At 34.0% G+C, this 15,607-nt stretch carries 13 protein-coding genes; 6 read left to right on the top strand and 7 right to left on the bottom strand.

The features are described from left to right. Positions 1-268: 268 nt before the first annotated feature. The 4 genes from LBP67_02055 to LBP67_02070 form a co-directional block, all read right to left on the bottom strand. Positions 269-655, bottom strand: a complete 387-nt coding sequence (locus LBP67_02055) for a hypothetical protein (protein ID MDR2083763.1) — start codon at positions 653-655, stop codon at positions 269-271. Positions 656-939: 284 nt separating this feature from the next. Then, positions 940-1,842 (bottom strand): helix-turn-helix transcriptional regulator, encoded by a 903-nt coding sequence (locus LBP67_02060; protein ID MDR2083764.1) that lies wholly within the window; start codon positions 1,840-1,842, stop codon positions 940-942. A 509-nt stretch (positions 1,843-2,351) separates the two neighbouring features. Beyond that, positions 2,352-2,876 carry an RICIN domain-containing protein gene (locus LBP67_02065; GenBank protein ID MDR2083765.1) on the bottom strand — a complete coding sequence of 175 codons (525 nt, stop codon included), beginning with the start codon at positions 2,874-2,876 and terminating at the stop codon, positions 2,352-2,354. Continuing rightward, positions 2,873-3,736 carry an SDR family NAD(P)-dependent oxidoreductase gene (locus LBP67_02070; GenBank protein MDR2083766.1) on the bottom strand — a complete coding sequence of 288 codons (864 nt, stop codon included), beginning with the start codon at positions 3,734-3,736 and terminating at the stop codon, positions 2,873-2,875. Before LBP67_02070 ends, LBP67_02065 begins: the two co-directional genes overlap by 4 nt. Positions 3,737-4,271: 535 nt before the next feature. Between LBP67_02070 and LBP67_02075 the strand changes: the two genes are divergently transcribed. Beyond that, positions 4,272-4,883, top strand: coding sequence for a SagB/ThcOx family dehydrogenase (locus tag LBP67_02075; GenBank protein ID MDR2083767.1), 612 nt, complete (start codon positions 4,272-4,274; stop codon positions 4,881-4,883). Positions 4,884-4,940: 57 nt separating this feature from the next. Further along, a complete protein-coding gene (locus LBP67_02080; GenBank protein MDR2083768.1) occupies positions 4,941-6,605 on the top strand; it encodes a GMC family oxidoreductase N-terminal domain-containing protein in 1,665 nt (554 codons plus the stop codon). A 240-nt stretch (positions 6,606-6,845) separates the two neighbouring features. Here the strand turns inward: LBP67_02080 and LBP67_02085 are convergent, their stop codons facing one another. From LBP67_02085 to LBP67_02095, 3 genes are read right to left on the bottom strand one after another with little or no spacing between them, the layout of a single operon-like run. Beyond that, the gene (locus tag LBP67_02085) at positions 6,846-8,519 is read right to left on the bottom strand and encodes a glycosyltransferase family 39 protein (protein ID MDR2083769.1); all 1,674 of its coding nucleotides are present in this window, start codon (positions 8,517-8,519) and stop codon (positions 6,846-6,848) included. A 30-nt stretch (positions 8,520-8,549) separates the two neighbouring features. Beyond that, the gene (locus tag LBP67_02090) at positions 8,550-9,497 is read right to left on the bottom strand and encodes a glycosyltransferase family 2 protein (protein MDR2083770.1); all 948 of its coding nucleotides are present in this window, start codon (positions 9,495-9,497) and stop codon (positions 8,550-8,552) included. Next, positions 9,494-9,907 carry a GtrA family protein gene (locus LBP67_02095; protein MDR2083771.1) on the bottom strand — a complete coding sequence of 138 codons (414 nt, stop codon included), beginning with the start codon at positions 9,905-9,907 and terminating at the stop codon, positions 9,494-9,496. The genes LBP67_02090 and LBP67_02095 overlap by 4 nt, the downstream gene beginning before the upstream one ends. Positions 9,908-10,477: 570 nt before the next feature. Here LBP67_02095 and LBP67_02100 point away from each other — a divergent pair. From LBP67_02100 to LBP67_02115, 4 genes are all read left to right on the top strand, one after another. After that, positions 10,478-10,990: a TlpA family protein disulfide reductase gene (locus LBP67_02100; protein ID MDR2083772.1), complete on the top strand. Its 513-nt coding sequence runs from the start codon at positions 10,478-10,480 to the stop codon at positions 10,988-10,990. A 22-nt stretch (positions 10,991-11,012) separates the two neighbouring features. Then, positions 11,013-12,728 (top strand): DUF6029 family protein, encoded by a 1,716-nt coding sequence (locus LBP67_02105; protein ID MDR2083773.1) that lies wholly within the window; start codon positions 11,013-11,015, stop codon positions 12,726-12,728. 18 nt (positions 12,729-12,746) lie between these two features. Beyond that, positions 12,747-13,571, top strand: a complete 825-nt coding sequence (locus tag LBP67_02110) for an Omp28 family outer membrane lipoprotein (GenBank protein MDR2083774.1) — start codon at positions 12,747-12,749, stop codon at positions 13,569-13,571. A 279-nt stretch (positions 13,572-13,850) separates the two neighbouring features. Further along, on the top strand, positions 13,851-15,515 hold the full coding sequence (locus tag LBP67_02115) for a hypothetical protein (GenBank protein MDR2083775.1): 1,665 nt from the start codon (positions 13,851-13,853) through the stop codon (positions 15,513-15,515). Positions 15,516-15,607 lie beyond the last annotated feature (92 nt).

Genomic DNA, 15,607 nt, shown 5'->3' on the forward strand with positions numbered 1-15,607 from the left:
TCATTTTTATCCGAAATTTTGCCTTTTGCCCGTTAGGGCATTAATAACAATAGAAAACATGTTCAACCCCAATATCAAAACCTCGTAGAGGTTTCATAATTATTCAATTTGCTTGAAAACATATCTTTCATCGTGTTCTACATCAAATAATTTTAGAAATTCAAAATGTTTTTCCCTGAATTGCTATTGATATGTATGTCCTGACGGACAATTTTGTTATTGCGTTTATTGATATGTATGTCCTACGGACATTTGTCGTAATCGTATATCAATGGGTTATCTTTGCCAGTTCGACAATGTCACGTCCTTCGATCACTCGTTTGTCGTATCCCCGTCTTACTAATACAATCATTGCCTGTGCAAGCTGGTCGAGCATTATGAAGAATCCGGGAGAAAGCCGTCTGCCTAAAGGATATATCCGGGCGAATCCCCAATAATAACGATTTACGTGCAATGACCCTTTTTCGGGTTTCATAAAAGCGGGACGCAAGGCATATGCTTTCAGATCCGTCATCCGTATCAGGTCGTTTTCGGTTTTACCCTTTACGCGTGCCCATCTTGTACGTCCGTTTTCAGAGGTGTCTGTTCCGGCTCCGGATATGTAACAAAATGTTGCTCCGGGGTTTTGTGCTGCAAATGTCCGGGCGAAATGCATTGTCAGGTCGTAAGTCGTGTGATAATAGTCATCGGCTTTCATGCCGACAGACGAGATACCCAGACAAAAGAAACATGCATCGTAACCTTTCATTTGGGTTTCTATCGCGGTCAGGTCAAAAAAATCGGGTATCAGCAGTTCGGTCAGTTTATCATCGGTATATCCGCACGTTTGACGGCCGATCACAAGGATTTTTTCTATTTTTGGCCGTTTCAAACACGATCTCAATACACCTTCTCCGACCATTCCGGATGCACCTGTAATAATTACTTTCATATTTTTTATTAATTAATATTTCTAAATTCAACAGGGGTTTTTCCTGTTTTGTTTTTGAATAAACGATTGAAGTATTGCGGATATTCGAATCCGAGCGAAAAAGCAATTTCGTTGATAGAAAGATTGGTTGTCAGCAATAAACTTTTTGCCCGCTCTATCAGACCGGCGTGAATATGTTGTTGTATGTTCATTCCTGTGAGACTTCGCAGCAGGTCGCTCAAATAATTGGTTGACATTGCCAGCTCGGAAGCTATATCGCTTGCAGAAATGAGCTTATCATTATCTTGTGCGAAATGTTTGTGAAGTACGGATTCGAAACGTGTAATTATATCGGCTTCCACACCGTTTCTTGTCCGGAATTGTCGTGTATAAAAGCGTTTTGCATAATTCAGCAAGACATCTAACTGGGAAACAATTATTTCCTGACTATATTCGTCAATACTCCTTTTGTCTTCATCCTGTATGTTTTGCATAATTACATCTATCTGCAAGCGTTCGGCATCCGACATATGCAGGGCTTCGTTTGTTTCGTACGAAAAGAATTTCAGCGTACCGATTTTCGCTCCCAAGGGATATTTGCGGATGAAATCGGGATGAAATGCAAGCAACCAGCCCCATGCATCGGATTGTTCCGTTTCTTCGCTCCACGAATGTATTTGGTTAGGAGCAAAAAAGTTTATCAGGCCTTTTTTGAAATCGTATTCGCGCCAACCGTATATTGAGGTGCATTTTGCTCCGTCTTTTATGGTGATAGTGTATAAATTGAGTTGTACGGATTTGCCGAAAGGTACGAAATCTTTTACCTCAGCTAAACGGCAAATGCTCATTAAGGGATGATTGGCGGGCGGACAGCCGAAACGTTCTGTGTATTCCTCAATCGTGTTTATTTTTATTATATCGTTTGGTCTCATTTTATTTACAAAGGTATATTAATTTTTTTTTATTGCTATGAATGTCCTCCGGACAAAGGCTTTTGCATTGATAACGAATTTTTTTATTGCTATGAATGTCCTACGGACAAAGCTTTTGCATTGATAACGAATTTTTCTATTGCTATGAATGTCCTACGGACAAAGGCTTTTGCATTGATAACGAATTTTTCTATTGCTATGGATGTCCTACGGACAAAGGCTTTTGCATTGATAACGAATTTTTCTATTGCTATGAATGTCCTACGGACAAATGAATTTTGCATTGATAATGAATTTTTCTATTGCTATGAATGTCCTCCGGACAAAGGCTTTTGCATTGATAACGAATTTTCTATTGCTATGGATGTCCTACGGACAAAGAATATTGCATTGATAACCAATTTTTCTATTGCTATGAATGTCCTCCGGACAAAGGCTTTTGCATTGATAATGAATAATTTTCAAATTTCCCATAGGGAAATCATATCAATAAAATAAAATCATGTTTATTAAATAATCGGGTTTTGCCGTATCAACCGCCATTTTTGGTTGTCCGAATCTTGAATCGGCATAAGAATTAAATCGGAATTATCTTCGTTGGAAGTAGCGGTTATGTAGAGTTCTGTGTCTTTTAACCGTATCAGATAGGTTTCGTCCGGTTGTTTGAGAAATTCCCAGTACTGAAATAAACTTCCGCCTAATGTTTGTTGCCAAAGGTTCACGCCCGACTGCGGTACAGAAGCGGGCTGAAAGGTTTTTTGTGTGTACAAGTTCTTTAGCAGATAAGTGTTTTCTTCCAACTCAATCAACTGCCATGTAATACATTCCCAATTGTTATGACTGTAAAGGATAATTTTTGTTTGATCGGCATTTTCTGCATTATACACACGAATATCTTTACGGTTTCCGACATTCTGTATAGCGTAAGTATTCTCATAATTCCGTTTCTTTTTTATATCCTTAAATATTCGCGGCCCGAATACAACAGCCGAAATTCCTGTCAGGATAAGGAGTGTAATAAATGTTGCTTTCATATATAATCCTCCGTAACTTTTTTGCAGTAATCCCAAATTTTTTGTTCATTTTCGAGAGAATAATATTTTTCATTTGGTTTTTCTTCGCCTTTTGGTCCGAAATACTTCCCTGTAACGCCTTCTAATTCGGGCGAAATGGCGGTTTCGATACTGCTTTTAGCACCTTTGGTAAGGCTTATCAGCATCGGTTGCCAAAGAAACATTATGATTCGATACATAAACGAAGCGGAAGATTCTCTTGCAAGATTTGTTCGTACAGATCCAGGGTGTACGGAATTGAATGTGATATTGTTGATTCTTTCTTTTTTCATTTCGGTTACGAAATGACGCATTACCCAAATGATATACAGTTTTGACAATCCGTATGCTCTCGACATGGAGTAATGATTTTTCAACTCGATATCGTCTAAATAGGGTTTTCCGCTCATTCCGTGTGCGGCTGATGAAACGGTTACAACTCGTGCGGAAGGGCTTTTCTTGAGTAAGTTGAGCAAAAGCGTTGTTAAAAGAAAAGGAGCAAACACGTTAATCATCATTGTTTTTTCGTGTCCGTCAGCGGTGATTTCCCTTTTGTTGGTAAATTGTGCTCCCGCATTATTGATAAGTACATCCAAATGATCGTATTTCTTTTTGATTGTATCCGCAAAGCGTTTAATTTCGGCTAGCGAAAGGAAGTCGGCAGTAAACATGTCAATGTTTTTGTTTCCTGTTTCGGTTTTGATTTCGTTATAAACGATTTGCAATTTTTGTTTATTGCGACCGTGGAGAATGATTGTGTGTCCTTGTTTTGCAAGCGTTTTGGCGGTCTCTTTCCCGATTCCGTCCGAAGCTCCAGTGATTAAAATTGTCTTGTACTTCATTTGTTTAATTTTTATGTTTCGGCAAAAGTATATGGGCTTGCTGAATCGGGGATTAAACAAAACGAAGATTGTTTTATACAAAACAAGGAATTTTTGTTTTCTATGTTCTACTCTTGAATTGACAACTTTTTTACACATCAAAATAGCCATGGGTTGAGGCCTTAGGAGAGTGAATGAAATGAATTATTGAAAAATTGTTAACAGATATAATTCAAATGAATAAAATCAATATATTTGCAAAATATGTTGATATATATATTATAATGAAGTAAATGAATAGGTTAAAGACTGTGCCGGCGAAGCAGAACCAAACAGGAAAATACTTCAAACAGCGAAATGAAACACTAAAAAAGAAGCAACAAGCAACATTGTCCGTCAGGACATAAATATTAATAGAAATACGATAAGCAACAAATTCCAGGAGGAAATTCATAAATTAACGCAGGAAGAATAAATTCAAAATAAACAGCATATTCAGAAACGATATTTTGAAATCATTAATCTTTAAAATTTAAAACAGTTTAAAATTATAATTATGAAAAAAGTATTCTTATTCTTAATGGTGATAGGTGTTCCTATTGCGCTAATTGCTAAAGGGCCGTCGACCGGCTTGGAGCCAATCAAACTAAATCAACCTAATTTGGAAAGGGGGAAATCCCTTATGCATTCCCTTTCGGAACGTCATTCGGAAAGAAATTATTCTGACAAACAACTTAGTTTGCAAGATCTTTCCGATTTGCTATGGGCTGCTAACGGCATAAACCGTCCGGATGGACACCGAACTGCGCCGTCGTCTATGAACAAACAAGATATATTGCTTTACGTTGCCTTGCCTGAGGGTACATATTTTTATAATCATAAAACACATATCCTTGAACCTGTTTCAGAGGGGGATCACCGTCAGAAAATACGCGGAAATATGCCTGCATTGAATATAATTCTTGTGGCGGCTCAAGGAGAAAGAGAAACTGCCCTGATGAATGTCGGATATGTAGCACAAAATATCTATTTGGTATGTACAGCTCTGGATATGGCTACCGTGTCATGCAGAGGCAGTATGGATAGCGATGCTTTTGCAAAGGCATGCAAACTTAAAAACAAACAGAGTATATTGTTACAACATCCTGTCGGCTATCCAAAAGAATAACATTATACTGAATATATTGTTGAGTAATTCTATTCTTAATCAAAAAAAAGAAATATTATGATGAAAAAAATGTGGATTGGTTTGCTCATTGCTGTTTTTTGCATGGGGGCCGGTAATAAAAGTTATTCGAATGAAATAAAAGAAGGTAACAAAACAAAAAAAGAAACAAACATGAAAAATGAAAAATTCGACTATATCGTTATAGGCACGGGACCTGCCGGAGCGGTAATAGCAAACCGTCTGAGTGCTGATGGTAAAAATAGGGTGTTGGTACTCGAAGCCGGTGACAACAACGATAAAGATCCCATGGTAATAAGTGCGAACACAAATCTTTATTCTCATTTCCCTGAGTTCTTTTGGCCGGGCCAAACGGCTTCACAAAGCGAATTGAACGGAATGTCGCTTAATATCGGTCATGGTCGTACTTCGGGAGGAGGTTCTTCAATCAATGGTGAGATGTATGTTCGTCCTACACCCTTTGTTTTGCAGAACTGGGAAAAAGCTGCCGGAGATAAATGGAGCCCTGAAAATGTTACAAAACATTTTCGTGAACTCGAAAACTTCAACGGCAAGGCGGCAAAATCAGATGTTCATGGTTTGGAAGGCGAACTGAATATCCGTCAGAACTTGCAACAAACGCCTGTCATTGTTGAGAAATTAGTATCGGCAATGGAAAATGCAACCGGACTTAAACGGGTGGATGACTATAATGACCCTCGAACTCCGATAGGGCCGTTCACCCGCTATCAAGTATATCAAAAACCCGACGGAAGTCGTGCCAGTGCTTCGGTTTGCTTTTTGAATGAAGATGTTCGCAAACGTGAAAATCTGATTGTACTGAATCATGCTACTGCTACCAAGATCTTATTCTCTTCCGATAAAACCGCCGAAGGTGTCACATATATTCATAATGGTGTGTCTAAACAGGCTTCCGCAAGTAAGAAAGTTATTGTTTCGGCAGGAATTCACAGTGTTCAATTATTATTGTTATCAGGGATAGGTTCCCGCGAAACGCTCGAGAAATTTGATATTCCGGTTGTGTATGAAAACAAGAATGTAGGTGCCGATCTTGCCTTCGATGATTATTGCCATGCCATATTTAAAGTCAACGAATCGGATGCAAAAGAATTGGCAACCAACGACCCGAATGCAAAATGGATAGGAGGAGCTTTTCTACCGGATCCTCGCGGTTCCCGTAGTTCGCAAGAGCGGAGCATACAGATATTTATTTCGGACATGGGCAACGGTATGGTTAACTTCGGTTTGCTCAATGTGAATCCTAAAAGTCGAGGATTCAGTACCATTTTGAGTGATGATCCGTTAAAAGTAATATCGGTGGATTATCAATTTCTTAGTAATCCTGATGACTTGGAACTATTGAAAAGCATGCTTCGGGAATATATTGCACGTATCGGGGAAGAATTACACAAGATTGATCCGGCTTACGAATTGATTTCACCGACAAAGGAGGAGTTGGCGGATGATAACAAACTCAAGGCATTCATTATAAATGGTTTTACAAATAGCTTCCACGACCAATGCGCATTGCGTATGGGCAAAGAATCAGAAGGCGCTGTGGTAAATTCTTCCGGCGAAGTATATGGTGTAAAGAATTTAATTGTTGCAGATGCTTCAGTTATCCCTTATCATGTTGACGGCAACACTTCTGCTCCGGCTTATTTAATCGGTTCTATTATTGCGGAAGAAATATTGTCTAAATAGGATTCAATAATTTTTATTAATTAGTTAAAGTAAAAGCCACGACTTATTGTAGTTGCGGCTTTTGTTGTATATTTGATAAGCAGGATGTTTTTTTGAATGAAAAAAGATTAGAAGATTTAAAGAAGTTAAACTTTAATTTCAAATTATGAAAAACAAAATGAATGTCATGTTGTATGAATTCATTTTGAAATGATTAAGGTTATGCTTAATAGGGTGTTTAGATGAATTTAATTAGGCAAATCAATTTAATTTAAGTTCATTTTTAGCCTCACTTATAGTTTGGTCGCAATAGATGTTTAACTGAGTTTCAAAATCTACATTATTTTTTTTAGCTGTTTCAATTATTTTATTTTTATCTTCATTAGATAATAAAGTGTTTTTTATAAAGTCAACAGATTCTTGATGAGTTCTTAACCTTTCAATCCTACATAGTAAGCTATAGGTGTCATATTCACATATTTCGTCATAAAACATACAAATTCGGACGGAAGTTATCAAAGGTCTTTCTTTACCAAAACCCGGAGTATTATCTAACAAAAATATCTTGCCTTCGTCAAGCTCATATACAGATGAATAATTTATTTGATAGCCCTCGTTCAATAATATTTTAATATAGAAATTGGTTCCCTGTTTGTACCAAACCGTAATAAAATTCACTTGATCATTTTCTTTATCAATATATTTCCTAAACTCGTCTCTTAGAAACAATTTGACATTTTTATTTTCCAATATTTCATATTTAAATTGTTTATGAACATCCATAATATTATAATATATCAATGGAGATATTAGAATAACTGCCGTAATCACTTTGATAACAGGTTTCTTTATAAATTTTATAATAAATGAGATAACCTGATAAACAGAAATCGCAGCTAATATACTCCAAAACGGATATTCGGGTAACATATACCATAATATCCTTGTTTTAAGAAGCGAAATTATAAGCATATGAGATACTGCTAATATTGCAGATGCAATAAAAAGTTTCTTTATCCGGGAGTTTTTTTCGAAGAATGTAAATATTATTCCGAAAGGTATTGTATAGATCCATATTCTGAAGGCGAAATTTTTTAAATTCTTAAAATATGCGTCAAAAGTAAGAGCATGCCCTTCTATAACAGAAAAAGCTCTTCCTCCAAATTCATTTTCATATACTATTTTAAGATATCCCGGAGTAACAATTTCCCTGTAAATATAATAGCTGCCAATTACTACTATCGGAATCAGAATAGCAAAATAAAAATGTTTATTCTTTAATAAATCTATTGTTTGCTTGCTTAAAAGTAAACAAATTAATAGTCCCGGTAAAAATAATGAGGAAGCGGAACTTTTTGTCATAAAAGCCAGACTAAAAGCAATTGTTGTTAAGTATAAATATTTTATTTTTTTTGAATGTAAATAATACAGAAATAATAAGGTAAATATTGTAGAAAAAAGCATTAACATTCCTTCGTATTCGGCATATCGTACTCCATGGAAAGATATAAGTCCTCTGGTTGTTATAAGTACAAAAGCCGATAAAAAAGCCAGCAGTTTCGATTTAGTTACTTTGCTGATGTAAAAGAAAAGAAACAATACTGTTAATGTTGTACATATCGCACTGGGCAGCCGTATTGCTAATTCTTTGGGGCCTAATATTTTTATGAATAATGATTGGGTTATTATTAATAGAGGAGGCTTTGTATTCCATTTATCGGGTTTACCGTTATAAGTAGTGACAAGGAAATTATTACTTTCACTCATTTCTAATGCATTTACGGCGTTTCTCGACTCATCCCATAAATTAAGAGTTTTTCCTCCTAACTGGTTAAAGAAGAAGAAATAACAAAATGTAAGAAGCACACAGGTAAAAAATATATTTTCTAAAAGATTTTTGTGTGGGTTTATTTTTAATTTAAGAGAAGTCGTCATACTATCAAAATATTTTACTATTATTTTTATCTATCGTTCAAAAAGTACGGATTCAATATTATACATTGGTCTTTCTTTAACTTCTGTATATATTTTTCCAATATATTCGCCGATAATGCCTAAGGAAATAATAACTAAGGATCCGATAAACCATAAAGACAGCATTATTGATGTCCATCCTTGTATAATATTTCCCATGAAATATGAAACTAAAATATAAATCAAAGAAATAAAACAGATTATTAAGCTTATTATTCCAACAACTAATATTATCCTTAACGGTTTTATACTAAAAGAAGTTATTCCGTCTAAAGCAAAATTCATCATTTTACGAAATGGATATTTCGATTCTCCGGCAAATCTTACATCTCGTTTGTAATAAACATTATCGGTTTTATATCCGATAAGAGGCATCAAACCTCTTAAAAATAAGTTTCGTTCTTTGTATTCCATCAAAGCATTTAAGGCTCGTGCGCTCATCAATCTATAATCGGCATGATTATATACTGTTTCAACTCCCAGCGATTTCATTAATTTATAGAATCCCAAAGCTGAATTTCTCTTAAAGAAAGTATCCGTTTCTCTTGAATTTCTCACACCATAAACAATATCATTTCCCTCAGCAAATTTATCAACCATTTCTTCGATTACATTTACATCGTCTTGTAAATCCGCATCTATGGAAACAGCAGCATCACATTTGTCGGAAGCGAAACTTAATCCGGCTAATAAGGCTTTTTGGTGGCCTACATTACCTGCTAAGTTCAGTCCGCTGAAAATATTATTGTACTCATGTAACTCTTTAATAATTTTCCATGTATTGTCTTTACTCCCGTCATTTACAAATAAGACATAGCTGTCTTTTGTTATTTTGGAGTTATCGATTAATTTATTTACGATAGAAAAAAGTCTTTTTGAAGTTTCACGTAAAACTTCTTCTTCATTGTAGCATGGTACGACAATTGCCAGGGTTATCATAAATTATTCTTTTGTTTAAAGGTAATGAAACGATTCAGAAAATAACTGGGGATAGTATAAATAATCATTGCAATAACTTGTGAAATATATTCTTGTAAATTTAGTTTTTCAACCATAACTTTGAGACTTAGAAACTGTATTCCGAAGCATAATAAAAACACCAGTAAAAATAATACTATTTCTTTTAGCAATTCGTTCGACTCTCTTTTTTTAAATACCCAATTCTTATTCCATATAAAACTGTTTATTAATCCGATGACATAACCTATTATGTTTGAAGTGTCGTATTTCAGATTGAATAAATACATGCAAATAGCAATAACAATCAATGAAACCAATGTGTTGATAATACCGACAATAAAATATTTTATCAGACTGATATTATTTTTTATTAGTTTCTTTATTTGCATAATTAGATTTCTTTTATATTGGAATTGAGTTATTTACTTAATAAAATTATTTATTCTTAATTTTGGGGTGTATACAGCAATTTGTTATGTGGAATATTTCGCCAGATGTTTTTATTTTTATGCATAGTATTAAATCGTATTGATGATTTTTTATTCATATTAAAAACACTTTTACATTAATTTTACAAAAAATATTGATATTTTGGCAAAGGTAAAATAAAATATTTACAAAATTATAGGTATAATAAATATTTTTTAGATTAAGGAATAGGTGGGCTTCTGAAAACGATGTTCTTAGACTGTTTTTTGTAGTTAATAAATACATTATATGATGCATGGTTGGTATTATATATAAAATTGAAACAAACTTTGTTGAGGAGCACTTTTTGTAAATAATCTGGATACAAAAACAATAGAGTATAACCAAATGATCGTTAAAAGGAATGCAAACTTTACAAGTTTAATAAAAACAAATATGAATTGCAAATTAAAATTTTAACTACATTTTGCTATTTGTATCTTTTCTGTATATTTGCAAAGTGTTTTTAATGAAATTAAATTTAATATATTATGAAAAAACTTATTTTTAGCTTAATAGCTGTTATCTGTATTTCTATAAATTTGAATGCACAAGATGCTAAAAAATTACCTTCTGTCAATATTAAAACCATTGATGGAAAATCTTTTAATACTTCCGATATTAAAAATAATGATAAACCCATTATTATAAGTTTCTGGGCATTGTGGTGTAAGAATTGTATTAAGGAGCTTAATGCAATTAAAGATGTTTATGAAGATTGGCAGGATGAAACAGGTGTTGTTCTTTATGCTGTTTCTATTGATGATGCACAGAGAAATGCTAATGTAAAGTCTTTTGCAAATTCTAAGGAGTGGGAATATGAGCTTTTACTAGACCCTAATCAGGATTTTAAAAGAGCTTTGAATGTCGGGAATATTCCTCACACATTTGTTTTGAATAGTAAAGGCGAAATTGTTTGGCAACATACAAGTTATTTCGAAGGTGCCGAAGACGAACTTTATGAAGTAGTAAAAAAAGTTGCAACCGGAAAGAAAATAGATTAAACTTATTTTATCTTAGATTTATATGAAATTTAAATATTTTATTGTCTTTTGCATTTCATTGTCCTTCGGTTCAATGTTAAGTGCACAAAATTTATTTGAGTCGGCATCTGTTAGCGGAAGCTTACAATCTGATGCGCAATTTTATTTTCAAGATAAGGCTTTAGGTATCACAGAGGAAACGATGGACGGAAAGCATTTTGGAATGAATACTTTTGGTGAATTAAATTACTCGGTCGGAAAATTTAGAGCAGGGGTTCGTTTCGAAGCTTATACACCACAATTGAACGGCTTCGATTCAAAGTCAAAAGGTTTTGGTTTACCTTTCTTTTATGCGGCTTATAGTAATAAATATATTGATGTAACTATTGGCGATTTTTACGAACAGTTTGGAAGCGGATTGGCTTTGAGAAGTTATCAGGAGTGGAATCTTGGTTATGATAATGCGATCAGAGGCGCTCGCGTTGCCGTTATGCCATACAAAGGAATTAAGTTAACTGCTCTTACCGGTTATCAAAGATGGTTCTGGAATAATTATGTTAATATGCAAAACTATTCTTCTTCACGTGGTTTAGTTAGCGGTTTCGACGGCGATTTCTTTCTTAATGATATTTTTAATATACAGGGAAGAACTCAGATTACACTCGGCGGAAGCTTCGTTACTAAGCATGAAACGGATTTGAATAAAACTATTTTGATAGGAGATTCATTATATCAGTTAAATTTACCTGAAAATGTAGCAACGGGTGCCGGAAGAATCAATATAACTCATGGCGGTTTCGGTTTCTCGGGCGAATACGCTTATAAAATAAATAATCCTTCGGCTTATAATAATTATATTTACAGACCGGGCCAGGCGTTATATTTAACCGCTTCATATTCTATGAAAGGCTTCGGCGTTACCATCGCTGCTAAGAGAATTGATAATATGAGCTATAAATCTAATATGGAAACAACTGATAATGCTCTTGATATTAACTTTATCCCGCCATTAAGTAAACAACATCATTATAGTTTACCTTCTTTATATCCTTATGCAAGCCAACTTAATGGAGAAATGTCTCTTAAAGGAAATGTAATTTATACTATTCCAAAGAATACTAAGATCGGCGGAAAATACGGAATGTCTATAGAAGTTGATGCAACTTTTATTTATGATATTAAGAAAGAAGCGATTGATGATTCTACTCCAATAGATCAAGCCGGAACTTTAGGTTATAATTCACCGTTCTTTGCTGTTGGTGATAATAATTTATACAGAGATATTAATGTTATTATTACCAAAAGATTTTCTAAGAATTGGAAAGGTATCTTCACTTATATAAATTTATTGTATGATAAAGATAGGGTTGAAGGTCATGAAATAGGAGAGTATGGTATTGTAAAAGCAAATATCGGTATAGCAGATGTTTCGTGGAAGATAAATTCAAAGAATACTTTACGTGCCGAAGCTCAAATGTTATTCACAAAACAAGATAAGGGTAATTGGGCTACATTAACCTTGGAATATACTTTAGCTCCGCATTGGTTTATAACTATCATGGATGAGTATAATTATGGAAATCCTGACAAAGATCAAAAATTACATTATTATAATATATCTGCCGGTTATGTTTATAAATCAACGAGAGTATCGGTTGCTTATGGTCGCCAACGCGAAGGTTTACTTTGTATTGGAGGTGTTTGTAGATATGTTCCTGCTGCAAGCGGAATATCTCTGTCTTTAAGTACTTCATTTTAATCAAAATATAACTTTAGTATGAAATTAAATTTTTTAAAATATTTTATTCCGATAGTGATTGTTTCATTATTTGTTGCTTGTGATGTTATTCCTGAAAATTCTTATTATACCCCGATTGAAAATCCGACTGTAAACGCAAATAAACGTGTAGCTCTTATAGAAGATTTTACGGGCCATAAATGTCCGAATTGTCCGAAAGCTGCTGAAGAATCAGAGAAATTAATTACAATGTACGGAAGTAAAGTAATTGTTATTGCTATTCATTCAGGAACCTTTTCAACACCTGTCGGACAAGGTTTCAATACAAACTACAGAACTCCCGAAGGAAATGAAATTCACAATTACTTTGAATTGCAATCATATCCTAAAGGATTAGTTAACAGAACTAATACCGACGGTGTGTTTTTATTGGATTATGGTCAGTGGGAAGCTAAAGTTGCAGAAATTGTAGAGCAAGATCCGCAAGTGAAGATTAATTTCGATCATATATATGTTTACGAAGGAGATTCCTCCACTGTACGAATTGGGGTTGTAACAAATTTCGTAGGTGAAGAGCTTATTCCTTCAAATCTTTGTGCTTTTATTATTGAAAGCGGAATGGTAAGCCCTCAAATTGACGGAACCGAAACTATTGAGAATTATGTTCATAATCACGTTTTAAGAACATCATTTGATGAGTCAGGTGCTTGGGGGATTGAATTGAGAGGTATTGGTGAAGAAACAAATATATTTAATGTTACTCTTAATGGTGCTTGGGTGCCTGAAAATTGCGAAATTGTAGTTTATGTTTATAATACTCAAACTATGGAAATTTTGCAGGCAGCAGCGCATCATGTAAAATAACTTTTTGGGTACTGCGAACAACTTTTTTACAACCATAATAGAGATGTTTTGTTGAAAGTTAGTTCATGAACTATATAGCGTTATCATACAAACAGCATTTTGCCGTTTGTAAAATTGAAAGATGATAGCTATGTGTTATTTATGGTTTTTGATGTGAATAGATTGATTTTGGTGAATCTTAACAAAACAACAGTCTATAAGAAAGCATGATACGGAATTTAATAAAAAATAACTTGAGGTACTATTGTCCTAATATTTAATTTTGAAAAAAATGTTTTTATGAAAAAGCCATTATTTATTTCAGTAGTTTGTCTGTTTATTGTATTTTTTGCAAGTTGTGAAAAAAAAGATATAGACTCTTTCTCAGAGCAATCTGAGCCTATTCTCAAAAGTGATACGCTTGGTTTCGCCAATGAACCTGGTAATGTAATAATTTTAGGAAATAAGCTTGAAAACGCGTATTCTGTTCAAAATATGACTGCTGCTTATGCCAGTTTAAAAGCTTCAAATCGCAACCCATTCTCATCACTTCCGATCAATCAAAACATTGCAATTGTCACAACGCATTTGTATATTTGTTTTAAGCCGCAAGATACGACGGAATACAATTACCTAATTGATAAATCCGGACTATCACTTTTTGCATATCCAATGGACTATGAAATAATCCAACATGGACTTTATTATGTAAGACCTGACGCAAATGAGGGTGATTTACCATGGTTATATACTACAATACCTGTAAATAAGGCAAATGACATTAATCTAAGTTATGACATATTAGATCATTGCTTTATTCCGGAAGAACTTTTATCAAATGAGATTGAAATCAGCACGTCAACTTTAGAAACATTGACTTTACTTGAGTTAACGGCTTTAATGCAAACTAATAATATTACTCAGGCAGAGTATAATGAGTCTTTGCTTGCCAAAGGATCAAAATATCCGACCGGTTACATAAAAGTCAGAAATACAAATACAAATAGTTTAGAAGGCGTAAAAAAAGTGAAAGTTAGAGTTCATAACATTGTAAAATGGTGTGAAGTTTATACTGATGAAATTGGTTATTATAAAATGTCTAAGTCTTATTTGACAAAAGTACATTATGCCACGATATTTGAGAATTCAACAGGATTTAAAATATGGGGTAATTTGGCTTTCTTGGCGCCAGCAAACTATGATATGGGATGGAATTCAAGTTCAGGTTTTAATAAAAATATTGAGACTAACTCTAAGGCATGGTTATGGTCTACAGTTAATAATGCTACTTATTTATATATAGAAAAAATGTGCCCTGCATTCAACATTACGAAACCACCAAGTGATCTGCGTTTATGGACAGTGCGATTAAATGGGGGTTGGCTGGGCTCGACACCTATGTTAAGAAGATTTCCGATAGCATCCGCTATGATTACATCATTCTTAAGCACATTTTCTGTAACACCTCACTTGCTTAATATATTTAATATTTTACCTGATATTTTTATTCTTAAGGACTTTACTGATACCAAACAGTGCTACTCTACAGTTTTCCATGAATTATCCCACGCCAGCCATTATGTAAAAGCGGGGAAGAATTATTGGTTAGCATATATTGAAGGTATTATTGCAAATAACGGTTATGGAACTAATGCTAATGGAACTAATGCCGGATATATTGGCGTTGGAGAAATGTGGGGGAATTATTTTGAATGGAGATGTATGAATAATACAACAATTTTAGGTAATGGATTTGGTTCTTCTTCGTTCCCAACTAATACATATTGGTTTAAGCCTGAAATTATGAAACAATTACAAGAACCACCCTGTAATCTTACTACAAAGCAAATATATGACTGTCTTACTAGCGATGTTACAAATCATTCACAATTTAAAACAAAATTAATTAGCAAATATGGAAACTCTCAGCAAATCACACAAGTCTTCACAAATAATGGTTTCTAAAAGTATAATTATTACCTTATTTGTGATATTACTATCTTATTCCTGTAAACGTAACGAGGAAGCAACCAATCGCCTTTTTGTTGAAAACGCTA

This window comes from Bacteroidales bacterium (genome assembly GCA_031276035.1).
Taxonomy (GTDB): Bacteria; Bacteroidota; Bacteroidia; order Bacteroidales; family BM520; genus RGIG7150.